Here is a 23,185-nt window from a genome sequence, read left to right as displayed (position 1 = left end):
TATCCTCTAATTAAGGATTTTATTCATCTTATAGCTCGCTCATGCTAAAAAATTAACGAAACCTGTTTGGTGCTCAAAAAAAGCCATTGAAACACAATTGCTGTTTCAATAGCCTTTTCTTTTATGCCCGATGAAAGGAGTAAGCTTGTACAGTATGACCATTGCGGCCAGTTGTTGTCTGTGCCTGCGATAACGAATTCAGTATCGCTTCCTCTGTCGCTTCCGCTGCGGCTGTAAACAGTTGATTCATGATGGGATGATCCTCACGAAGCTGAGTTCTAGTCTCAATAAGCTGATCAGCGATATGAGGAATACAATGTGCCGTCGTGAAGCCAATCACAATATCGCCACTACCATGTGAAAAATGACTGCCTGTCCGTCCCAAACCGATACCACAGCGTTTAATGACACGTGTTAATTGTCGACTACTTAGCGGGGCATCTGTCGCAAGGACAATGATAATGGAGCCATCTGTTGGTGATAGAGTAGATTGGTTTTGCATAGTTGAGACTTTGTAATGCTCGGCTAAAAACTCCCTGTCTTGTCCAAAGTTACTAAGAACTAGGCAGCCTACTGTATAGTTCACTTCATTTGATTCTACTTTGACGATGCGAGAGGAAGAACCAATTCCTCCTTTGTAGCCGAAACACATCATCCCTTTTCCTGCACCAACAGCGCCTTCCTGTGCCGTCTTTGTAGAGGCTTGACGAATGGCTTCTATGGCATGCGCAGGTGTCACTGGACAAGCTCGAATCGAATTAAGATAACTATCATTACACTCGCCCACAACGAGATTAATGGTTCCTGTTGTCAGTCCAATGTCTTCATTCCTATCAAGCATATAGCTTAATGTACCTTGTGTCACAGCGGGTACGCCAAAAGTATTGGTTAACATAATGGGCGATTCCAGTACACCTAGTTCATTCACTTGCACAAGTCCCGTTGTTTTCCCAAAGCCATTTAGTACATAGCTTGCCGCTGTCACCTTTTGCTGAAATACATTGCCTCCATGCGGTAAAATGGCTGTAACGCCTGTACACGCATAGGCCCCATTCTGATCTAATGGCTCATCCAATGTCACATGCCCCACTTGAACTCCTTCTACATCGGTGATGCAGTTTTTCTGACCAACTGGTAACACACCAATTTCAATGCCCAATTGTCTTACTTTTCCCTGCATATTATGCATCCTCCTGAATCGCCATTAACACAGCAGCCTGTGCATGGATAGCCGTTGTATCAAACACGGGAATGCTGACATCCTCCTGCTGAATCAGTAAGCCAATTTCCGTACAGCCCAAAATTACCCCTTGCGCCCCCGCATGTACAAGCTCCTCGATCACTTGGCTATAGTACCTTTTAGATGCTGGTACAATGGTACCAAGACACAATTCATCGTAAATAATTCGGTTTACTTCCATTCGGTCGTTGCTGTCAGGCACAATCACCTCTATGGCAAAGCTTTCTACCCTTGCCTTATAAAACGCTTGCTCCATTGTGTACTTTGTGCCAAGAAGCGCTATTTTCTGTAACCCCGCTTCTTTGATTTGCTTAGCTGTGGCATCCGCAATATGTAAAATAGGGATGGTTATAGCAGACTCGATAACATCAATGACCTTATGCATTGTATTGGTACAAATGATGACTAGGTCTGCGCCTGCCCGCTCAAGTGCTTGTGCAGCTTGAGCTAGAACCTCACCTGCTTTGTCCCACTCCCCGTTAGCTTGAAAATGCTCAATTTGCTGGAAATCTACACTAAACAAAATACATTTCGCAGAGTGTAGGCCCCCTAGCCTATGTTTAACCTGTTCATTGATAAGTCTGTAATATTCAGCAGATGACTCCCAGCTCATCCCACCGATTAAGCCGATTGTTTTCATGTCTACATCACTCCTTTTTCTATTATTATACGCCTCTCTAAAACAAAAATAAGAGAATTTTCCAAAAATAATATACAAGGATTGGAAAATAGTAGATAAAATCAGTTTTCTCAATTAATAAATTATAAATATCAAAATTTTAGTATAATTCATTATTTTAGAAAAGTTGATTTTTAATAAAAAAACAGTGTAGACTAAAGCGTATTGTGAAAGGAGGACAACTTATGGAATGGATCTCAACAATAGTTGACAGTGGAAATAATATTTTATGGACATATATCCTCATTATCTTACTTTTAGCAGCAGGACTATATTTTTCATTCGGTACGAAGTTTGTACAAATTCGTCTTTTTCCTGAAATGTTTCGTTTAATTGTAGAAAAAAGAGAGGGCGATTCGGGGGTTTCTCCGTTCCAAGCCTTTACCATTAGTGCTGCTTCACGTGTCGGCACAGGAAATATTACAGGGGTAGCCTTAGCCATTGGTGTAGGCGGTCCTGGTGCAGTATTTTGGATGTGGATAATCGCGATTTTAGGGATGGCCACTGCCTTCATTGAAAGTACCTTAGCACAGATCTATAAAGTGAAGGATGGCGATACATTCCGTGGTGGGCCCGCCTACTATATGGAGAAAGCATTAGGTCAGCGAAAGCTTGGCATTATTTTTAGTATTCTATTAACATTAAGCTTTGGCTTTATTTTTAATGCTGTGCAATCCAACACAATTGCCACTTCAGTCGGCGAAGCCTTCGATGTAAATCCAAAGATTATCGGGGCTATACTTGTCATTTTAACTGGATTAATTATTTTTGGTGGTGTCCATCGAATTGTAAAGGTGACACAAGTTCTTGTTCCAGTTATGGCCATCTTCTATTTACTTGTAGCTCTTTTTGTAGTGGTGACTAATTTATCGGAAATCCCACATGTTTTTTCATTAATTTTCACTCATGCATTTGGCCTACAGGAAGCTGCTGGTGGCGCAATTGGGGCAGCAATCATGCAGGGCGTACGTCGCGGTTTATTTTCCAATGAAGCAGGGATGGGGAGTGTACCGAATGCTGCTGCGACTGCTAATACTTCGCATCCTGCTAAGCAAGGACTTGTACAAAGCTTAGGTGTCTTTTTTGATACGATTATGATTTGTACGGCCACTGCCTTTATCATTATTTTAGCGGGCTTATATGATAAAGGTGAGAGTGATGGTATTATTTTGACGCAAAATTCTTTAGCTGTTCATGTTGGTGATTGGGCTCCTTATTTTATTGCCATCTCCATCATTTTCTTCGCTTTTAGTTCGATTATTGGTAATTATTATTATGGTGAATCCAATATTGAATTTATGGATGCCCATAAAGCTTGGATGTTTTGCTATCGAATTTTAGTGTTAGTTATGGTCATGTTCGGCTCCATCGCACAGGTACAGCTTGTATGGAATCTCGCTGACCTCTTTATGGGGCTGATGGCACTTATCAATATCGCCATCATTATGATGCTCGGTAAAATTGCCTTCCTTGTGCTAGACGACTTTACTGAGCAACGTAGAGCAGGAAAAAATCCTGTCTTCTATGCAAAATCAATCCCAACCTTAAAAAATACAGACTGTTGGGAAGAAGAAGATCGATAAAATACTGAACGCCACTTCTAAAATTAGAGTGGCGTTTTTTCGATATTTAAATAAAGGTAATTTTATAAAAAACGGTTACTTTGCTCTACTAGTAATCAACACTTAACGCCACCCCAAAATTTTGGAGTGGCGTTGTGCTTTAATATTTAAACTGACTAATCAGTAGCTTTAATTCATCCGCCATATGTGCGAGTGCTTGCGCAGAGGCATTGATTTCCTCCATTGAGGCTAATTGCTCCTCTGTTGATGCCGCTACATCCTCAGACGCCGCTGCATTGCCTTTCGCGGAGAATGCCAAATCTTCTGTTACTGCCGCTACCTCTTGAACACCTGCAGACATCTGTTCAGAGGCTGAGGAAACCTCCTCCATTTTAGGGGTAATCTCATTCATACTTGTCATAATGACTTGGAATTTTGCAATGGCTTCATCGGAAATATGCAATCCACTTTGCACATCCTCTGTAACCTTCGCCATAATACTGACAGATTGCTCCGTTTCTTGCTGAATCCCTCGGATAAGTTCAAATATTTGTTTAGCTGATTCCTGTGATTGCTCTGCAAGCTTACGCACTTCGTCTGCCACGACTGCAAAGCCTTTCCCATGCTCTCCTGCTCTCGCTGCTTCGATAGCTGCATTTAAAGCTAGTAAATTTGTTTGATCTGCAATGCTTGTAATCACATCTAAAATGGATGTAATTTGCTGAGAGCGTTCATGCAATGTCTGGATTTTCGCATTGGAGTCTGCTACGGATAAATGAATGGATTGCATTTGATTCTTTGTATTTTGAACAGCTTGTCCGCCTTCATCCGCCTGTAATGTCGCATGCTGTGAAAGGTCCGTCACAGACGAGGAGATTTCAGCAATATGCAGAATGGCAGTAGAAAGCTCATGTAAAGAAGCTGCATTTTTATTGGCACTAATCGTTTGAGAATCAGCACTTGTTGCAACATCCTGAATGGAAATCGCCACTTTTTCTGTTGCAATGCTTGTCTGATTGGCATTGGCAGTTAGCTCTTCTGCTGAAGAAGCAACCTCCTCTGCATTTTGCTCAATTTTTTGAATTAGTGTCCGTAAGCTTTCTTGCATATCATTAAAGGCTTGTCCTAATTGGCCAATCTCATCTTTTGACGTAATCGTTACCATTTCCGTGAGATCCCCTTTGCTGATCGTAACCGCACTATCCTTTAAGGCTTTAATTGGTTTAATGACAGCCCTCATTACAAAATAAAAAATGATGGAACTGATAATAATTGCTGCTATGAGGACTAGAATCGTATGGTATAAAATCGAGGAAGCAGACTCATCAATTTCTTCAGCAAAAATCGTTCCTGTTATTTTCCAATTCGTCAGTTCATTTGTCGTATAGAATAATAGACGATCATCACCATTAAAGACATATTCATACGTACCTGATGGACTTTCGTACATTTCATCAAGGAAACTTTCTTTCAGCTCCCCTCCCGCTTCAAGTGTAGGATGTGAAATGACCATCTTGTCTTCTCCAAAAATGGAAGGATACCCATTTTTTCCGATTCGAATTGAATCAGCAATTTTTTGAAGATCGGTTAATTTAATATCGATTGCCACAACTCCAGCATGATCCTTCGTCTGCTTAGCAACTGTTACCACCATATCACCCGTCCCCGCATCCTTGTAAGGGTTGGTGATTAAGGTTTCACCTTTTAAAGCTGTCGCCTCTTTATACCAATCTCGATCTAATGGATTATAGTCTGCACCATTCAATTTTGGCTCCTGTGTAAATCGACCGTCATTCATGCCAATATAAACACTCAATACATCTGCATTAAGCTTTGTATATTGCTGAAATTTAGCCACAATCGAAGCTTGTGCTTCTTCATATTGACGCGCATCTATTTCACTACTAAATACATTGATGTCACTCATTTTCTCACTAATCGTTTTGTCAATGAGCTTATTTAAAATGCCTACACTTTCATTGGCACTAAATAAAATTTCTTCTTCAATCGAGTCTTTTGCAGATAAATAAGACAAACTCCCAACAGATATGACAGGGATAAGTAATACTAGCGCGAATAGCGTATAAAGCTTGCCCTTAAAACTGCTAAATAGTTTCTTCATATATCAATCTCCTTTTGATTTTTTCTAAACCTCTCCCTCTCTTTATCTGCTTAACATTTCTCCCAAAGCTTTTATCGGACGAAAAAAATTTTTTCTAACATTTTTACGATTTTCATATTATTCAGGCTTTACCGACAAATAAAACCCCTGTAACTAGACAGGGGTCAATTGAATTTAGTATTTAAACGATTGAATGGATTCTTGCAGGTCTATTGCCATCTTTGCTAGATGGGTAGAGGCTGCTGCTACCTCCTCCATAGCTGCATTTTGTTCCTCTGAAGAGGCTGCAACACTTTGCACATGATGGCTTGATTTTATCGACACTTCACTCATATAGTCCATTTCCTGCACTAACTTTTCAATATCTTGATGAATTGCTTGAATGGCTGCCGTTACTAGCTCGGTCTGTGCTTGTACATCATTAATGGCATCATCAATTTGTATAAAGTTATCCCTTGCCACATTAACCTTTTCACGACCTACATGGACAGAATCATTACTATTAACCATATCTTCCTCGATAATCCTCGTGCTATCTGTAATTTGGGCCACTACTTTTTCAATATCGACTGCAGCAAGATTTGACTCATCTGCTAGCTTGCGGACTTCCTCTGCCACTACCGCAAAGCCTTTCCCATGCTCCCCGCTCCTTGCGGCTTCAATAGAGGCATTGATTGCTAGTAAATTGGTCTGTGTCGCTATACTCTTAATGACATTTACTGCTGATACAATCGCCGCTGTATTGTCATCTAAATCTTGCACACGTGTATTTAGCTCACTTGTGTTAGTAGAGATTTCATTCATTTGCGCTGTAACATCATGTACCGAAGAACGACCTGTTTGTGCCATATTTTTCGTGTTGACTGTTGCTTGATTCACGCTTTGTATGCTTGTAGAAATATCATTCATTTTCTTCAAGATATGGGCAGATAAATTTCGTACATCACTTGTTAATGTATCCTGCTGATCAATTCCTTGTGCAATATCATGAATAGATTCTGTTACCACCTCTGTCGCCTGTGTAACCTCCATGCTACTTGCTGTTAGCTGTTCGGATGTTGCGGCAACTTGCTCAGAGGAGTTTCCGACTTGTTTCATCATCAGTCGAAGCTTTTCTGACATACTATTGAAGGAATCGGCTAAGTGTGCAAACTCATCCTTGGTTTTAAATTGTAAATGCGTATGCAAATTCCCTTCCGAAAACTTATCCATTTCAACTACTGTTTGTTGAATATTTTTTGCGATCCGTCTACCAAATAGTGTTGCAATGATAATGCTTATAAGTAGAGAAATAGCCACTAGAATCATAATTTCCAGGCCACTTCTTTCTCCTTTTTGCTTGGTAGCCTCAATATGAGCCTGCATATCTTCTTGCTGAGCTGTTGCCATCGTTTTTCCAAAGACAACCAATTTCTGAGAGCCCTCACCTAAAATCGGTAAAGCCATTTGTTGTGCCTGCTGATGATCCCCTCGCTGATAAAGAGGCACTATCTGCCCATCTATAGCCTTTTCCCAGTCGTCAAGCTGCGATAAAAATTGATCAAAATCTTGATTACTATCGCCTACTTCTTGAAGTCGATTAATCGACGTATGTAAGGTATTTCGGATTTCATGATGATTGTTGAGCATTTCTTCCTTGCCATATAACATATACCCACGAATAGCCGCATTCGCTCGTACGGTTTGGAACGAGATATCTTGATATAAATGGATTAATTCCGTATTGTCTTCGATTTCTGCTAATGTCTGATTATTATTATTCAAGTAGTACATAGCAATCCCTGATATAAGCAGTAAAAAGATGAGGACAATACCAAAAGCAAATTGCAATTTCCGTTCCACAGTTAGTCTCATATGATTCCCTCTATTCTTCTATAATCCACTTGAGTATAGCCTACCTAAACCTATTAGCCTATAAAATCTATGCTCATCCTCCTAAACTATCGCTAAAATTTAACAATAATGAGAATTTCGCATCTAATCTATTGACAATAATATCCACTATTTTACTAGTTGAAATAGGAAGTAATCATTTGGAAACCATAGAGATAACACCAAAAGAGCGGAAGAAGTAGGAGCATTTTCAGAAAATGACCTCTTTTTTCTAAAAACTCTCGAATGCCTGAAGTTAGCATCATCGCACTCAGTAATAGTAAGCTATGTTGAGCCCCATAAATCTGCATAGAGAATGTGATGACCAAGGGCAGGATGGCTGGATAAATAGAATCTGCTAGTGATCTTTTTTCCCTCGTATCGGAGGGAATGCTTTCTTTCTCTGTGGATTTAGCGGCTATTAGTTTCTTTACAAGCATATAGACAAGACCAAAAAATAAAATTGTATAAACAATAAATAATAGCCACGACATTTTGCTTTTCTCATTTAACAAATGAAAATAATCCTCAGCTTCTTGTGCTTGCAGTACATAATACAATCCTGTTTTTTGATCCATTAGGAAGAATCGTTCATCCTCGACTATTACTTTCAAGGCCGTTTCCTTGCCATTATGGAAGTGTATGTATAAATCACTTACTGCTTCATGGTCTGCTGGTCGACTGCTAAGGTCCTTTTTAGTTTGTAAAACTTGCTGAAGGCGATCTGTATCTTTCACCTCATAGCGGTCGACGTAGAATACTTGCTTTAATGGATATAAATATTGCTCTTTGCCATTACTTCCAGACAAATACCAAGCCTCTTTAATTGATTGAATGGGAGTATGCAGCGGCACTAGCTCCTCCCGCTGCCTTTCATTGTAAATGAAGAGTAGTAGTGTGCTTATACTTAGAACAATGCCCAGAATAAGTGTATGAATATAACCACTCTTGTACACTTTATCACCTCCTTTACCACTTTACATTTATAGTAATTATTGTCATATACGATTTACTAATCTAATAAGTTTCAGCTATACTTAAATAGAGGTGATGATATATGAGTAGACCAGAATTATACGTACATTTAGTAGTTGGTCCTGACTGTGATTTTGAATCCATGGCCATTCGAGCAGCACTGGAATCCTTTGGTGCAGGAGTGACACTCGATTTAATTGGCAGACCAAATGATTTAATTGATATTTTATCTGGAAATGATCTTCCTCACAAAATGGATTATTTGCTATTAAACTTTCACGGCGATGAGGGGCGATTTTGTCTGCCTGAGCTAGGAGAAGAGGTATATGAAGAAAATGAACCAAGGAGTATCTATTTTGAACCTCAAGATGTCTTAACCTATTGTCAGCTACAGGGTGTCAAGGTCATTGCGGCAGGCTGTACATTAGGCTGGCAGCAGCTAGCGACAGCCTTTTTAGAGAGTGGCTGTCATTCCTACCTAGCACCTGATGATTATATTGAGGGTAATGCTAATCTCATGTTTCTAATTCACTTTTTCTATGAGATAATCACAAATCATAGAAGTCAGCAGGAGGCATTTGAACTCGCTCAAGCGACCGATCTAGAAACAGCCTTATACAAGCTCTATTTAGCAGAAAAAAGATCGTAGCACCTACTACTTGGCTACGATCTTTCTTCTTTAGCGTTGATGTTTATCTAGCATGGCTTCAGTAAAAGCTTGTGACTGTCCTTTAGGAATACTGAGTGTTTGCCAATCAGAGCCTTTTACCAATTTGGCGATATAAATGATTTGACCGACGTGCTGTGCATAGTGTGCCATTTGTCTTTCAATAGCATCAATGACTGCTAGCCGCTCCCCTCTAATCGTGACATGTCCCTGTAAATCGGATTCTGTTAAACTCGCCAAGGCCTCTAATAACACTTGCCACCCCTTGTCCCAAGCTGAGATGATTGCTTCTTTGGTGTGAAGACTATCCTCAAACTCATCATCTCGATTTCTCGTTGGCTTTTCTCCATCTGTCGTTAAAAAATCTGACCAGCGGGAAACCATATTTCCACTTATATGCTTTACAATCACTGCAATACTATTGGATTCTTCATTGTATGCCCAGTGCAATTGTGCCTCTTCCATTTGGGCAAGTGTTTTATCCCCTAGCTCTTTCACACTTTGAAATCTTTTCTGAACAACTTGTAAATAGGTTTGTGCAATTGTCATAGTCGAACCTCCATCCCCTCTTTTCTATCATTCTATTATAGCTCAATTGAAATGTCTCATGACTTATTCGCCAAGAATAAAATCTCTTGCAAGGATCGCCATTTTTTCTTGAACCTCCTGTGGTTCTCCATCAAGTTGATACCCGATATGATAGACATAGCCGTTATAGTAAGAATAAAACTCATTGGCTCTAGTAGTCATTTGAAAGATTCGCTTATCCGTCTCATCATAATTATAATAAGTATATACATAACCTCGTTCTGGTGACATCTCCCGATAAAACAGGGGATTCATAAAATTTAAGCCTATATTCGAAACTTTCATCCCTAAAGTTTCTTCCATATTTTTAGACTTCACATAGCTCGCTAAGGGATTATACTTTACATTTGTCACGGTAAAATTAATAAATTGTAAATCCACCCCAGTGGAGGATTTTTCTTTATAGCTAAATTGAAATTGCGTTTGTTGGCTACCATCCTCCATTTTTGCTGAAATTGCATAGACCTCATGTATTTTTGGTTGAAATGGTAAATTTTCAGGATCAGTGAGATGAACGACATCCTCCAGTGATGTTGCTACTGATTGCATCGCCTCTAAACCTTGAAGTGGTGCATAATATTGGATATGTTTTGCCTGACTTAAATAATTAGCAAGTGGAAGAAAATTACTGTATGCTGTGGCTTTTCCCTCCACTTCTGTTTGAAATAAATCCGTGAATGTAGGTGTTTCTCCTTCATCCTGTGTCACCAGCTCATCCATCGGTTTTGCAGCTTGCCAGGCAATGAATAATAAAATAGAGCAGGTAATCATTATCGTAACGGCACGATATGTCCATCTTGGCTTGGGCATAACAGGCTCTTGCTGAATTTGTTGTCGAACCTTATGAATAATGGCTTCCTTATGTGCTGAAACATCTTGTAGTACCTGCATTGTATGCTTATCCATGGAAAAGCACCTCCCATTCAATATGTTGTAACTCTATTTTTAATAGCTCCTTTCCTTTCTTTAAACGTGATTTCACAGTACCTTCAGGAATCGCAAGTAGCTCCGCAATCTCTTTAATCGTCATCTCCTCCAAGTAAAAATAGACAATTGCTTCTCGTGGTTTGAGAGGTAAGCTTAAAATGGCATCATCTAACAGTGCTTGTTCATCTTGACGAATCAGTGTGTCCGGCAATGTTGATTTTTGTTTAGTAAAAAATTTATGCTGAAATGTTATTTTTCTGTATGCCCAGCTTTTTAAATAATCTTTGCATTTATTGATTGTCATGCGGGCTAAGTATGCCTTCATTTCTCCTCGTTCCTCATATTGTTTTTGATGATAGAACTTAATAAACACATCCTGTACAATATCCTCGGCTATTTGTAAATCCTTTGTATAGTAATAAGCAATTCGAAACAATTGCTCCGTATGTATAGCCATTAACTGCTCGAAATTTTCATGATCAGACACGCCATCATCCTCCTTCTACACTATAAACGACTCACAACCAGAAAAAGATTATTTTTCCAGATAGAAAAATACATAAAAAAACCGCCTCAACCATTTGAGACGGTTTACTGTTACTTTATAAATTTTCATCAATATATGTTTCGATATCAGAAGCTATCGTATCAATCGGTACATCTTCAATGTTTTCAGCATAGCCATTATACATTTTGACGAGGACACCATCTTTATCGACTAAGAAAAATTGATTGCCATGAATGACTTGGTCACTGTTAGGGTCGTTTTTCACTAAAATCTTTGTATTTTTCACCGCAAATTGTTCGATATATTTCTGTGAATACCCTGTAAGAAGGTTCCATTTAGATTCATCTGGAACATTGTATTTACTAAGATAATCCGCTAACACATCGGGTTGATCAACATCTGGATCTACTGAAAAGGCAACGATGTTATAGTCCTCTACTCCTTTTTTCTGAAGCTTTTCTTGGACTTGTGCCATGTTTAATGACATGGGCGGGCAGATGGACACACAGTTTGTGAAAATATACATACCAATCCAAGGCTTACCTTTTAAGCTTTCAAGCGAAACCGTTTCACCACGTTGATTAACATGTTCAAAATCGGGTATTTCTAGACTATAATCTGCTTTAAATTTTAAGTTTCCACATGCGCCTAGCACAGATGCACAGGCTAACAGCAGCACTAGCCCTATTAATTTACGTTTCATGTCAACACTCTCCCTAACCTACACTATCCCCATCCTAACGTAGGTTGTAAGCGTTGACAAGAACTTCTAAGTGACAGCTTTCGTACATCTTTGTGAAATCCATTTCATTTTAATGAAACGAGTGCAGCATGAATCGCATCAAGCTTTACTTCGACGCGGTGTAATAAATAAAATGACACTAAAATCGGAAAACCGATATCGGATATCATGTTCAACCACTGTTCCATCCTTCTCCTCCTCTCTCACGTTAAAAATGGTCTTTGCACTTCTCGTAGCAAAGACCATTGTTGAATTATTCTGTTACTACTTCAAATTCTGTGACTTGACGATCTACAATACGAGCTCCCTTGATGGCTGACAGTGCACCACCTTGCCCAGTAAAAACATTTTTAGCCATAATCGTTCCCATTGCCTGCTGAATGTCAGTCACCGTGATATTCGGCTTCGGTGCATCAATCGAAAGGGTTGTCGTTTTCCCATCAGTTGTGGCAAATTGCAATTCTAGAACTTGTGTCATTCTGTGATCCCTCCTTAAGATAAATCGTGTGTTTCCTGTTTCGCAATGCCAGCCAGTGATTGTGATGAAAGACTAGCAATAGCATAAGCAACAGCTAACAAATCGTCCGCGCTATGTGTGTTGTTAATATTTCGATACGATTTCGTGGTGAACGTAGGCTCATTGTTCTCATCATAGCCATCCACATACTTGAGACGCAGTGTAGCATTTACAAAGTTAACATTAGCCATGTAGCATCACCTCCCTTCTGCACACTATATAAAGGCGAATTGCTAAAAAAGGGACATTAAGGATGAATTTTTTTTCGGAAGCTTTTATAATAGAGTGAGAGAAGGCAAAGAGGTGAACGATTTGTTACAAGGTTGGTTTTTATGGTTTATTTTATTTTGGGTTGTCGTCCTCATTTCATTGATGGCTATTGGCGGATTCTTCATGTTCCGCAAATTTTTAAAGGCACTCCCAAAGCAGGATGGAAAATCAGATTTAGATTGGCAAGAATATTATTTAGATAAAACCGTTCACTTGTGGGGACAAGCTGAAAAAGAATTACTCTATGAACTCGTAAGCCCCGTCCCTGAGCTTTTTAGACAAGTGGCGAAGGAAAAAATTGCAGGAAAAATTGGTGAGCTCGCATTAGAAGAAAAAGCAGCTGCCATTAACAATGACCTCATTATTCGCGGCTATATCCAAGCAACACCAAAACGCGATCACAAATTTTTACGCAAAAAATTAGAGCAAATGCAAATTGACATCTCCCCCTACGAACATCTATTCGAATGAGTAAACGTTGCACAAATCTTTGTGCAGCGTTTTTACTTAGCTATGGGATTATTGTCCTAAGAAGCTATCCTGCACTTTCCTAGCTTTATCCTCTTTAGTTGGACTTCTAACCGCGCATTACTGCTCTATCCTCTACTTTTGTGGTTCTATCCGCCTCCTTTATGAGGCTATCCGGCACTTTCCTAGCTTTATCCTCTTTTTTTGGACCTCTAGCCGCGCTTTGCTGCTCTATCCTCTACTTTTGAGGTTCTATCCGCTACTTTTATGAGGCTATCCGGCACTTTCCTAGCTTTATCCTCTTTTTTTGGACTTCTAACCGCGCTTTGCTGCTCTATCCTCTACTTTTGAGTTTTTATCCGCCACTTTTAAGAAGTTATCCTGCACTTTGCTAGCTTTATCCTCTTTTTTTGGACTTCTAACCGCGCTTTGCTGCTCTATCCGCTACTTTTATGAAGCTATCCTCCACTTTGCTAGCTTTATCCTCTTCATTTGGACCTCTATCCGCGCTTTGCTGCTCTATCCTCTACTTTTGAGTTTTTATCCGCTACTTTTAAGATGCTATCCTGCACTTTGCTAGCTGTATCCTCTTTTTTTGGACTTCTATCCATGCTTTGCTGCTTTATCCGCCACTTTTATGAGGCTATCCAGTTCCTCCAGCGCTTAAATGCATAAAAAAACTACACTAGCTTCAGCACTAGTGTAGTTTTGGAATTGTTTTTTTGACGCGTTTAAACTGGATTAGCATTGCGATACGCCAAGGTACCAACATGGCAAAGGCTAATATCCAGAACATACCTGCTAATTCACCGACATCGATGGAGCTACTTAAAATCATTTTCGCCACCACTCGGAATATTAACAATCCGATTAATATAAAAGCGAATGCTTTTGAACGTTTTAAATAAATATCTCGACCCTTTACTTCAAATTTAGAAGTAGCAATTAATATTGTCGAGAATACCATTCCTACAGCTGCCGCCTCTAAGATTTGCATCGGTGGTACACGGAATTGCTCGAATAAAAACATCAGTGCACCTGAGGACATCGCTATTGGTGGAATAATAATTTTCTTCTCATTTGTCGGCATTTTGGAAGCTCTCATTCGTATGACCATCACAAAGCTCCCCATAAGAATGGCCATAATGGTCGACCCTATAACATAATAGTGAGAAGGGATGCTGCTTAACATAAAAAAATCCTCCTCTAATGTCTAATTAACAATTTTGTCCAAGTAATTGATCAGCAACAGCCTTTAATCGTTCTGGCTCGAAAGGCTTTGTAATAAAATCCTTTGCCCCACTCTCAATCGCTTCTACGATTAATTTTTGCTGCCCTAATGCTGTTACCATAATGATTTTTGCATCTGGAAATTCTGGGATGATTTTTTTTACGGCTGCAATACCTGTCATAACGGGCATCGTTACATCCATTGTGACTAAATCTGGTTGTAACTCACGATACATCGCCACAGCTTCCTTACCATTTACTGCCTTACCGACTACCTCATAGCCCCATTCTGTAAACATATTACTGATTGCAACACGCATAAATAGCGTATCATCTACTACTAAAACTGTAGGCACATGTTCATCTCCCTCCACGTTAAAGTTCGGTATGCCTCTTTAGTTTAACAAATTAAAACCCTGTAAATCCACCGAAAATAGGCTGTAAAACGCGTGTAATATACGTTAAGCCATCAAAGAATAATAAAATCCCAACGGCAATCATGATGTAACCGCCGATTTTTACAATTTTCTGGCTGTGTGTACGAATCCAAGTCATTCGTGAAATGAAGAAAGATAGCACGAAGAATGGAATGGCGAATCCTAAATAATACGCAAACATATAGCTAAAGCCCGCACCTGGGTTTGTACTTGCTAACATGATAATCGATGCAAGGATTGGTCCTGTACATGGTGTCCAGCCTGCCGCAAAGGCAATACCAATTAAGACAGACCCAAAATAGCCAGATGGTCTATTTTTAAATTGGAACTTTCGATCCTTCATTAAGAAGTCTATCTGCAATAATCCGACAATCATTAGACCGAATACGACGATTAAAATAGCCCCAACCTGTCGTAATAATGTTTGATAATTTAGGAAGAATTCTGCTGCATATGAAGCACTTAGTCCAATAATGATAAAGATAATGGAAAAGCCTAGTAAAAAGAATAGTGTGTGGAAAATGGCACGTTTTTGTAGCATACCTTTTTCTGATTTTAGCTCATCTAATGTCATACCCGTTATGTACGATAAAAATGCTGGATATAGTGGAAGAGTACATGGTGAAATAAAACTTAAGAACCCTGCACCAAAAGCTAAAAATACGTTAATATCAGATCCCATATTTTTTATTCGCTCCTTACAGTTACTGCATCCATCGTACCAAAAAACAAAATAAAAAGCGCCCTTCTAGTTTGTGAACGTTTCATGGCAAAATGATGAGATTTTTGAGAAGTCCCACCAAGCTACTTCTGCATTATGCGCCCCTGTTGATTTTCTGTCAACAAAATCCGCCAATCTTCCACCTTTTTCAAAAAGAGTATAGCTAATTTTTCTACCTTTTTCTTGACAGTGTCGATTACTTGTCATTAATGTTGAAAGAAGCTTCTGATTTTCATAGACACTATCACGCTCATGTTATAGTAAGAAACTATTTATTTTATACTCATCTTTTAAATCATCTGGAAATACAGTCATCAGATGACCTTATTATATGTTTATATGTTTCATTATTTTTTCTTTAAATCTCGACATTCCTCTACTCTACACAAAGTGTTCATGGTAAACCATGAGTAAATGACTTATTTTCATGTATAATGATGATAGCAAATGAGCGAAAAAAAGAGGTGTAGCCCTTGGAATTAAGAAAGATTAGACCAAAAAAGATCTATGAAGAAGTATCAGAAGTCTTGCATGAAAAAATACGAGCTGGTGTCCTAAAGCCAGGTGATCGGCTTGACTCAGTTGAGCAGCTTGCCGAGCAATTACAAGTGAGTCGTTCCGCTGTACGGGAGGCATTATCTGCATTAAAAGCAATGGGATTGATTGAAATCAAACAAGGCTCTGGAACGTTTGTCAAAAGTGTCCCAGCCCATCAGCTTGACTTTCCTTTATCCACCGCTATGTTAACGAATAAACAGGATATTGCTCATTTACTAGAAGTGCGCAAAATTATTGAAGTGGGAGCAGCAGGACGTGCAGCCCTCCAACGTACAGATCAGGATATTCAGGCAATGGTACAAATTTTAGAGGATATGAAGCAGGCACATGGTGATGGCGAGCTTGGTGAAAAAGCAGATTATCAATTTCATGAAGCTATTTCCAATGCCTCTCAAAACCCCCTACTCACTACAATTTTAGATCAAATTTCTGGTTTAATGATCGAAACGATGAAAGAGACACGGCGAATTTGGTTGTATTCACAAAAAACAACGAGCGAACAATTATATGATGAACATATGCAGATTTTCCTCGCGATTAAACAGCAAAACGAAGAGCTAGCCAAACATGCAATGGCATCTCATTTAAGCAACGTTGAAAAAGTGCTATTACAATATTTCGAAACAGCAGAATCCAATTCACACTAAAAACTACCTAGTACAAGCTAGGTAGTTTTTCTTTTCTGAAAATTCATAAAAAAACGTTTTCACTTTTTCAAATTTGTTGTAAGATTAAATTATTGACAAGTCATCAGATGACCAGTTGTTTACAAAAGGAGCGATGAATATGAAAGTCACACTATTCGCCACTTGCTTAGTGGATATGTTTCAAGGGGATGTGGGAAAAGCAGTTGTTGAAGTATTAGAAAGACTTGGCTGTGACATCGACTTTCCAGAGGATCAAATTTGCTGTGGACAGCCTGCTTACAATAGCGGCTATGTCGAAGAATCGAAAAATGCGATGAAAAAAATGATCACAGCCTTTGAGCATGCTGAATATGTAGTCTCTCCCTCTGGTTCCTGCGCTTATATGTTGAAGGAATATCCAGAAGTTTTTAAAGGAGACCCCATATGGGAGCCAAAAGCGCAAGCATTAGCAGCTAAAACCTATGAATTCACAGAGTTTATTGTCAACGTATTAAAGATAGAAGATGTTGGAGCGTATCTAGAAGGTAAAGCTACTTATCATACGTCATGCCATATGACAAGATTACTTGGTGTAACAGAGGCACCCTTCCAATTATTAAAGAACGTCAAGGGCTTGCATTATGTGGATCTCCCTGGTAAGGATCGATGCTGCGGATTTGGTGGTACATTTTCAGTTAAAATGGGCAATATTTCTGGAGAAATGGTCAATGAAAAAGTACTGAATGTGGAAGAAACAGGCGCTGACATTTTGATAGGAGCTGACGCAGGCTGCTTATTGAATATCGGTGGCCGCATTCAACGTCAGGGTAAGCCAATTAAAGTGATGCATATTGCAGAAGTGTTAAATTGCCGATAAAAGGGGGAAATAAACATGGCCATGAAAACAAGTGATGATCGGTTTCAACAACGTGTCACGAAAGAGCTAGATAATCAGTTTATGCGTCGTGCGGTTTCGAGTGCCCAAGAACGTTTTCAAACACGTCGCCTTCAACAAGCAGAGGAATTAGGACATTGGGAAGAATGGCGTTCTCATGGAGAGGAAATTCGCAAGCATGTTTTAGCAAATCTTGATTATTACCTTTATCATTTAAGTGAAAATGTTGCCAAACGAGGTGGGCATGTGTTCTTTGCGCAAACTGCACAGGAAGCAACCGACTATATTCAAAGCATTGCTAAAAAGAAAAATGCGGCAAAAATTGTGAAATCCAAATCAATGGTAACAGAAGAAATTAACTTAAATACGGCTTTAGAAGCGCTTGGTTGTGAAGTGATTGAGACAGACCTAGGTGAATATATTTTGCAGGTGGCAGATCACGAGCCCCCTTCGCATATTGTGGCGCCAGCCTTGCATAAAAATAAGGAGCAAATTCGAGATGTTTTTAAGGAAAAACAAGGCTACAGTCAAACAGAAAAACCAGAGGAACTTGCCCTTTATGTACGTGAAAAATTAAGACAGGAATATTTAACAGCCGATATTGGTATTACAGGCTGTAATTTTGCTATTGCTGAAAGTGGATCGATTACACTCGTTACGAATGAGGGGAATGCTGATTTAGTAACAGCGCTACCAAAAACACAAATTACAGTTATGGGAATGGAAAGAATAGTTCCTACATTTGAAGAAATGGAGGTCCTTGTTAGTTTATTAACAAGAAGTGCTGTCGGTCAAAAGCTAACGAGCTATATTACAACGTTAACAGGCGTAAAGGACGAAGAGGATACGGATGGACCAGAGGAATTTCATTTAGTTATTGTTGATAATGGACGCTCGGCTATTTTAGGTAGTGAATTCCAGCCTATTTTACAATGCATTCGCTGTGCTGCCTGTGTTAATGCTTGCCCTGTCTATCGTCATGTTGGTGGGCATACGTATGGCTCTATCTACTCTGGACCTGTAGGTGTTGTGCTCTCTCCACTTTTAGGAGGCTACGATGATTTTAAAGAACTGCCCTATGCTTCTACATTGTGCGGTGCTTGTACAGATGCATGCCCTGTTAAAATTCCATTACATCAGCTCATTCATCGCCATCGTCAGGTTATTGTTGAAAATGAGGGCAAGGCACCTATCTCTGAAAAGCTTTTAATGAAGGCATTTGGTCTAGGGGCTTCCTCCCCTACCCTTTATAAAATGGCGACAAAAATGGCTGCACCTGCCATGTCTCCATTTATCAAAAACAAGACTATTTCTAATGGTCCAGGCCCATTAAAAGCATGGACTGAGGCAAGGGATTTCCCTGCACCAAGTAAAGACAGCTTTAGAGACTGGATGAAGCATCGTACAAAAGGAGGCGGGCAATAATGACTGGTATGATTCAGCGTCGAGAAACCTTTTTAGCAAATATTGCGAAGCAGCTCGGACGTTCGCCTAAGACAGAACTACCACGACCAACTTGGCAGTATCAGCCACAAGATCGTGTGCTCAAAGATGCGACAAAGGATGAATTGGTGGAAATATTAATTAAGCAGTGTGCCAACATCCATACCAATATTGTCATTTCTAATACTGCCACACTTCCAGAGGATTTACAGGACGTTGTTGACAAGTATGGAGGTCAGTCTGTTATTACATGGAAGGATAAACGGTTCCAGGACTACGGGTTATCCGCACTTATGAACGAACAATGGCCACAAGCCAATATTCAGCTTTATGAATGGGATTCACAGCAACCTGAGGAAAATATCCGTCAAGCTGAAAAAGCAAATATTGGCGTGACAATTAGTGAAATGACGTTAGCAGAATCGGGAACTGCCGTGCTTTTTAGTAGCAAAGATAGAGGGAGAAGCATTAGCTTTTTACCTGAAAAGTCGATCATTATCATTCCTAAAAGTACAATTGTGCCTCGTATGACACAGGCAGCTCGTTGGATTAGTGAAAAAATCCGTCAGGGTGAAAAAATTGCTTCCTGTATCAACTTTGTTACGGGACCAAGTAACTCAGCCGATATCGAAATGATTCTTATCGTTGGTGTCCATGGCCCTATTCAAGCAACCTATATTGTTATTGATGATCAGTAAAAGAACAGGCATGCATTTCACCGCATGCCTGTTCTTGTTGTTGAAAAAGATGATGTCAACTGCAGAAAAAGCAACTTTGCAAGGTGAGGGGTTGATTTCCGTTCCGCCAGCGTCCTTTCCAGGGGGCGTCCGATGAGCCGCTTCACTCACTTCCGTTCGCTCCAGGGTCTCCTCTGTGACGCTCAATCCCCTAGGAGTGACGCTGGCTCCACTCCAATCAACCATTCTGCAAAAGATGCTTTTCCTTATCTTTCATACTAGCTAGCCGTAGTAATCAAATTAGCCTATTATTTGTATGATTAGAGAAAGGATAGACTCTTAATTTCATTGCGAAGAAGTAATGAGTGTCAAAAGCCCTCCATAAAATGGGTAGTGAAGACCTTCACTTTATTTGAAAACCTTTGCTAAAAAGTTAGTGGGTTGAAGTGGAAGGCTACTTGACTCCCGTGGGATAGCGAGACAGGCGAAACACTGCACGGAGCCGTAGCGGAGGAAGCGATTCGGCGCTCGCCCACAGGAAAGCAAGTAGCCTGCAACGGAAATCCATTTCTACCTTTCAATTGAATGTTTTGTTTTTCAACACTAAGAACGAGGCTGGGACAAAAAGAAAAAATGTTAGACCAAGATATAATTAGTCTAACATTTTTTTGATTTAGGAAGGCATATTTAACTTCTTAAAGTGAAAAAGCTAATATCCATTTTTATTGTTTTTCAATATAATCGAGTTCTGTCCCAGCCTCGTTATTTTAAGTTGTTGTGTTCGCAACACCTTCTGGGAGAGCTGCTTTTTCATAATACTCTGGATGTGCCTCTTTTAAAATAGATGAGCGTAGCATCACAAGTGAAATGATAATAATAATGACACTCGTTACTGGTAAAATAATAGTTGCTGGTAATGTATCATATAACATGCCATAGACTACCATACCAATCGGCATCATGGACATCGCCATCGTCTCCATTAGCCCAAAAACACGCCCACGGTACTCTTCCGCAATGATTTTTTGCATATACACCCCGATGGGCATATTAATCCCCATTTCGAAAATTGCGAAAATAAAGTAAATGATGAGATAGAAGATCACAATAGCCATATAGGAAAAATCAGTAACTAAAGGGATGACTGCTAAGCCAACACTTCCCGCCAATAGTAATAAGCTGATTTTCGAAAAGCGTAAAGGGACCTTTACTTCAGATCTTGTTGCGAAATAAAGGGATGCTAAGAGCATACCTAATGCACCAGACGCTTCAATAAAGCCAAAGTGTGTGGATTCTACTTTTAGCAATTCAATAATGATGTACGTTCCTCCAACAGCAATGGCAGAAAAGAATAGGTTGATCCACAATGCCACCCACATAATGGTCTTAATGACGTTACGTTGCTTGATATAATGAAAACCACTTTTCAGCCCTTCCCACATCTTTTCTTTTTTCGTATCTTCCCCTCTTGTACTATAAAGGTTAAAATCCATTGTTGCCTCTAAACAAAAGGCAATCGCATAGGCCACCATATTCACCATTAAAAATACATCCATATTAAAAAATCCATACATCATACCACCAATGACTGGTCCTCCAATTGCAGCTACGGACATTGACATTTGGTTAAATGACATCGCACGTTGTAATCTCTCTGGATTGACAAGTGTGGCAATTGCTGATGAAAACGTTACACCAGAAAAGGCTGAGCAAATCGTATTAAAAACAGTAGCTATGTATATAGCATAAACGGACATTCCTACTGTTTCTGTATAAAGCAGTAATCCCCCTACTGTCAAAATGGTTCCTGCCTGTGCTATTAATATTGTACGTTTTTTTGAAAAATTATCTGCGACATAGCCTGCTAAGGGTGCCACAAGTGCGCGTGGTAATACTGAACAAATCATATTGGTAGCGAAGCTCATTGCCGACCCAGTCATCGCTAAAATATACAAGCTAATACCGAATGCCATGACGTTTGCACCTAACATGGCAATCATTTTACTCGCCGTGAACGTCCATAAGTGATAGGTCGCCTTTTTTAATTTTTCCGCTTCATTCATCTAAATCCCTCCATTATTTAACTAAATTAAAAAGTTTAATTATGTTAAACAAAATATACCACAGCTCCCTCTTTTCATGCAAGCGAAAGTTTAATATAATTAAACAAAAGGAGGCGAGGCAGTGGACTCTTTAGGCACACGAATTCGCAAATTAAGGAAAGAACAAAAATTAACATTAGAGGCACTTGCCGGTGATCGTCTAACTAAAGGAATGTTAAGCCAAATAGAAAATGATAAGGCTAAGCCTTCTATGGAAAGCCTTGACTATATTGCTGAACGTTTAGGTGTAAAAGCTAGTGAATTACTGGAAGAAGTAACCCCATCCTCCATACGCCAGCTATTAGAGCAGGTGGAAAGTTTATTTGCAGAAGTAAAACGTGGTGATGCTCATCATCATCAAGAAATTGTCGATTTAATTAAGCAGTCTGTGGAGGGCCTGCCTCAAAGTTATGAAGCTGGCCGTTTATTGTATATTTACGCAGATGCCCAGTATGAAGCTGGATTAACAACATGGGAAGTCCCGCTTCAGCAAGCCCGCACTATTTTTAAGGAAATTAATTTACTCAGCCATTGGTTCAAAACCTTTATCCTCGAGATGGCTATTTTAGCAGCAAAACGTCAATATACATTGGCGTACGATCGTATCTTACAGGCAAAGGAAATTATCGAACAAGAGGACTATCAGCTCGATTCTCGTGATGCCTTATTAATGACTTATTATACAAGTATTTTCCAACTTGCAATTGGTGAGCATGAGGAAGGGAAAAAATTAATTCAAGAGACGATTGCCAATGCTCATAAAAACCAATTGTTCTATCAGATTGATAATATGTACAGAATTGGTGCCTATTGTGCCATGATTGATCGTGATTTTGAACAAACCAATCATATGTTTATGAAACTGGAGCAATATCAGGCATTTGCTGAACGTGTTGAGGTTGATGCTTTTATTTTTGTATTGAAGGCACATTATTGTAATAATTACAGCAATAATTATGAGCAGGCTCTGATGGAAATAGAACGTTTTTATCAGCTTAGACACGATGATTATTTAGACAAGCTAGATCCAAACTTTTACTATGCTGAAAAAGGAAAATCCTTATATTTACTTGGACAATATGAGGAGGCGAAGGCTGCATTCGAACAGTATAAACACAGACCGATCTATATTAATCATCCATATGATATTTTAAGCTTAAATGAATGCTTTTCCTATAAAGCCCTTTGCTATGCACATTTTGGTGAGCTAACAACAGCCTATGAAATTGCAAAAATGGCCTATACAGATTCACTGGATTTAGTGGATTTGCCCTATAAACGAAAAATTGAGGAAGTCTATCGAACGATTAAGGCACAGATTGATTCCATAAATTAATTAATCAGAACCACCAGTCTAAC

At 39.4% G+C, this 23,185-nt stretch carries 24 protein-coding genes; 8 read left to right on the top strand and 16 right to left on the bottom strand.

The window, feature by feature from the left end:
* Nucleotides 1–121: 121 nt before the first annotated feature.
* Both B3D98_RS02520 and B3D98_RS02515 read right to left on the bottom strand, forming a co-directional pair.
* The gene (locus B3D98_RS02520) at nucleotides 122–1,180 is read right to left on the bottom strand and encodes a P1 family peptidase (RefSeq protein WP_288580270.1); all 1,059 of its coding nucleotides are present in this window, start codon (nucleotides 1,178–1,180) and stop codon (nucleotides 122–124) included.
* Between the two features lies 1 nt (nucleotide 1,181).
* A complete protein-coding gene (locus B3D98_RS02515; protein ID WP_257961319.1) occupies nucleotides 1,182–1,880 on the bottom strand; it encodes an aspartate/glutamate racemase family protein in 699 nt (232 codons plus the stop codon).
* A gap of 224 nt (nucleotides 1,881–2,104) precedes the next feature.
* On the opposite strand from B3D98_RS02515, the gene B3D98_RS02510 reads away from it, so the two are divergent.
* Complete coding sequence (locus B3D98_RS02510) at nucleotides 2,105–3,502, top strand: alanine/glycine:cation symporter family protein (protein WP_259948729.1); 1,398 nt, start codon at nucleotides 2,105–2,107, stop codon at nucleotides 3,500–3,502.
* Nucleotides 3,503–3,641: 139 nt separating this feature from the next.
* Here B3D98_RS02510 and B3D98_RS02505 read toward each other — a convergent pair whose 3' ends face one another.
* From B3D98_RS02505 to B3D98_RS02495, 3 genes are all read right to left on the bottom strand, one after another.
* Nucleotides 3,642–5,603: a methyl-accepting chemotaxis protein gene (locus B3D98_RS02505; protein ID WP_288580263.1), complete on the bottom strand. Its 1,962-nt coding sequence runs from the start codon at nucleotides 5,601–5,603 to the stop codon at nucleotides 3,642–3,644.
* Between the two features lie 174 nt (nucleotides 5,604–5,777).
* Nucleotides 5,778–7,457 (bottom strand): methyl-accepting chemotaxis protein, encoded by a 1,680-nt coding sequence (locus B3D98_RS02500; protein ID WP_279494592.1) that lies wholly within the window; start codon nucleotides 7,455–7,457, stop codon nucleotides 5,778–5,780.
* 155 nt (nucleotides 7,458–7,612) lie between these two features.
* Complete coding sequence (locus B3D98_RS02495; RefSeq protein ID WP_288580259.1) at nucleotides 7,613–8,431, bottom strand: hypothetical protein; 819 nt, start codon at nucleotides 8,429–8,431, stop codon at nucleotides 7,613–7,615.
* A 101-nt stretch (nucleotides 8,432–8,532) separates the two neighbouring features.
* Here B3D98_RS02495 and B3D98_RS02490 point away from each other — a divergent pair, with 101 nt between their 5' ends.
* A complete protein-coding gene (locus B3D98_RS02490) occupies nucleotides 8,533–9,099 on the top strand; it encodes a hypothetical protein (protein ID WP_054550850.1) in 567 nt (188 codons plus the stop codon).
* Between the two features lie 30 nt (nucleotides 9,100–9,129).
* Here B3D98_RS02490 and B3D98_RS02485 read toward each other — a convergent pair whose 3' ends face one another.
* From B3D98_RS02485 to B3D98_RS02455, 7 genes are all read right to left on the bottom strand, one after another.
* Entirely contained in the window at nucleotides 9,130–9,666 is a 537-nt protein-coding gene (locus B3D98_RS02485; RefSeq protein ID WP_103117819.1) for a DUF1572 family protein, read from the bottom strand.
* A gap of 63 nt (nucleotides 9,667–9,729) precedes the next feature.
* The gene (locus B3D98_RS02480; protein ID WP_288580254.1) at nucleotides 9,730–10,611 is read right to left on the bottom strand and encodes a hypothetical protein; all 882 of its coding nucleotides are present in this window, start codon (nucleotides 10,609–10,611) and stop codon (nucleotides 9,730–9,732) included.
* Nucleotides 10,604–11,119, bottom strand: a complete 516-nt coding sequence (locus B3D98_RS02475; protein ID WP_081011064.1) for an RNA polymerase sigma factor — start codon at nucleotides 11,117–11,119, stop codon at nucleotides 10,604–10,606. Before B3D98_RS02475 ends, B3D98_RS02480 begins: the two co-directional genes overlap by 8 nt.
* A gap of 115 nt (nucleotides 11,120–11,234) precedes the next feature.
* On the bottom strand, nucleotides 11,235–11,843 hold the full coding sequence (locus B3D98_RS02470; RefSeq protein ID WP_288580249.1) for an SCO family protein: 609 nt from the start codon (nucleotides 11,841–11,843) through the stop codon (nucleotides 11,235–11,237).
* A 104-nt stretch (nucleotides 11,844–11,947) separates the two neighbouring features.
* On the bottom strand, nucleotides 11,948–12,070 hold the full coding sequence (locus B3D98_RS02465; RefSeq protein ID WP_004229459.1) for a YvrJ family protein: 123 nt from the start codon (nucleotides 12,068–12,070) through the stop codon (nucleotides 11,948–11,950).
* 65 nt (nucleotides 12,071–12,135) lie between these two features.
* Nucleotides 12,136–12,360 carry a DUF2922 domain-containing protein gene (locus B3D98_RS02460; RefSeq protein ID WP_066037397.1) on the bottom strand — a complete coding sequence of 75 codons (225 nt, stop codon included), beginning with the start codon at nucleotides 12,358–12,360 and terminating at the stop codon, nucleotides 12,136–12,138.
* Nucleotides 12,361–12,374: 14 nt separating this feature from the next.
* Complete coding sequence (locus B3D98_RS02455) at nucleotides 12,375–12,590, bottom strand: DUF1659 domain-containing protein (protein ID WP_004229465.1); 216 nt, start codon at nucleotides 12,588–12,590, stop codon at nucleotides 12,375–12,377.
* Between the two features lie 121 nt (nucleotides 12,591–12,711).
* On the opposite strand from B3D98_RS02455, the gene B3D98_RS02450 reads away from it, so the two are divergent.
* Nucleotides 12,712–13,140: a DUF2621 domain-containing protein gene (locus B3D98_RS02450; protein ID WP_004229468.1), complete on the top strand. Its 429-nt coding sequence runs from the start codon at nucleotides 12,712–12,714 to the stop codon at nucleotides 13,138–13,140.
* A gap of 694 nt (nucleotides 13,141–13,834) precedes the next feature.
* On the opposite strand, the gene B3D98_RS02445 is transcribed toward B3D98_RS02450, so the two are convergent.
* The 3 genes from B3D98_RS02445 to B3D98_RS02435 are packed head-to-tail and all read right to left on the bottom strand — an operon-like array spanning nucleotide 13,835 to nucleotide 15,486.
* Entirely contained in the window at nucleotides 13,835–14,329 is a 495-nt protein-coding gene (locus B3D98_RS02445; RefSeq protein ID WP_004229470.1) for a CcdC family protein, read from the bottom strand.
* 25 nt (nucleotides 14,330–14,354) lie between these two features.
* Nucleotides 14,355–14,741: a response regulator gene (locus B3D98_RS02440; RefSeq protein ID WP_004229473.1), complete on the bottom strand. Its 387-nt coding sequence runs from the start codon at nucleotides 14,739–14,741 to the stop codon at nucleotides 14,355–14,357.
* Nucleotides 14,742–14,775: 34 nt separating this feature from the next.
* Nucleotides 14,776–15,486 (bottom strand): cytochrome c biogenesis CcdA family protein, encoded by a 711-nt coding sequence (locus B3D98_RS02435; RefSeq protein WP_016995208.1) that lies wholly within the window; start codon nucleotides 15,484–15,486, stop codon nucleotides 14,776–14,778.
* A gap of 512 nt (nucleotides 15,487–15,998) precedes the next feature.
* On the opposite strand from B3D98_RS02435, the gene B3D98_RS02430 reads away from it, so the two are divergent.
* The 4 genes from B3D98_RS02430 (at nucleotide 15,999) to B3D98_RS02415 (ending at nucleotide 19,745) form a co-directional block, all read left to right on the top strand.
* The gene (locus tag B3D98_RS02430; protein ID WP_288580226.1) at nucleotides 15,999–16,730 is read left to right on the top strand and encodes a FadR/GntR family transcriptional regulator; all 732 of its coding nucleotides are present in this window, start codon (nucleotides 15,999–16,001) and stop codon (nucleotides 16,728–16,730) included.
* Between the two features lie 139 nt (nucleotides 16,731–16,869).
* Nucleotides 16,870–17,586 (top strand): (Fe-S)-binding protein, encoded by a 717-nt coding sequence (locus tag B3D98_RS02425; RefSeq protein ID WP_115673934.1) that lies wholly within the window; start codon nucleotides 16,870–16,872, stop codon nucleotides 17,584–17,586.
* A gap of 15 nt (nucleotides 17,587–17,601) precedes the next feature.
* Nucleotides 17,602–19,029: a LutB/LldF family L-lactate oxidation iron-sulfur protein gene (locus tag B3D98_RS02420; protein WP_288580222.1), complete on the top strand. Its 1,428-nt coding sequence runs from the start codon at nucleotides 17,602–17,604 to the stop codon at nucleotides 19,027–19,029.
* The gene (locus B3D98_RS02415) at nucleotides 19,029–19,745 is read left to right on the top strand and encodes a LutC/YkgG family protein (protein ID WP_066038257.1); all 717 of its coding nucleotides are present in this window, start codon (nucleotides 19,029–19,031) and stop codon (nucleotides 19,743–19,745) included. The genes B3D98_RS02420 and B3D98_RS02415 overlap by 1 nt, the downstream gene beginning before the upstream one ends.
* Before the next feature lie 746 nt (nucleotides 19,746–20,491).
* Here B3D98_RS02415 and B3D98_RS02410 read toward each other — a convergent pair.
* A complete protein-coding gene (locus B3D98_RS02410; protein ID WP_288580216.1) occupies nucleotides 20,492–21,787 on the bottom strand; it encodes an MFS transporter in 1,296 nt (431 codons plus the stop codon).
* 121 nt (nucleotides 21,788–21,908) lie between these two features.
* Between B3D98_RS02410 and B3D98_RS02405 the strand changes: the two genes are divergently transcribed.
* Entirely contained in the window at nucleotides 21,909–23,162 is a 1,254-nt protein-coding gene (locus B3D98_RS02405; protein ID WP_288580214.1) for a helix-turn-helix domain-containing protein, read from the top strand.
* Nucleotides 23,163–23,185: the final 23 nt, after the last annotated feature.

The sequence above is a fragment of the Lysinibacillus sp. UBA5994 genome (genome assembly GCF_002429725.1).
Classification (GTDB): Bacteria; Bacillota; Bacilli; order Bacillales_A; family Planococcaceae; genus Lysinibacillus; species Lysinibacillus capsici.
Note: the sequence above shows the minus strand (reverse complement) of the source record. Positions and strands in the feature narration are given on the sequence as shown.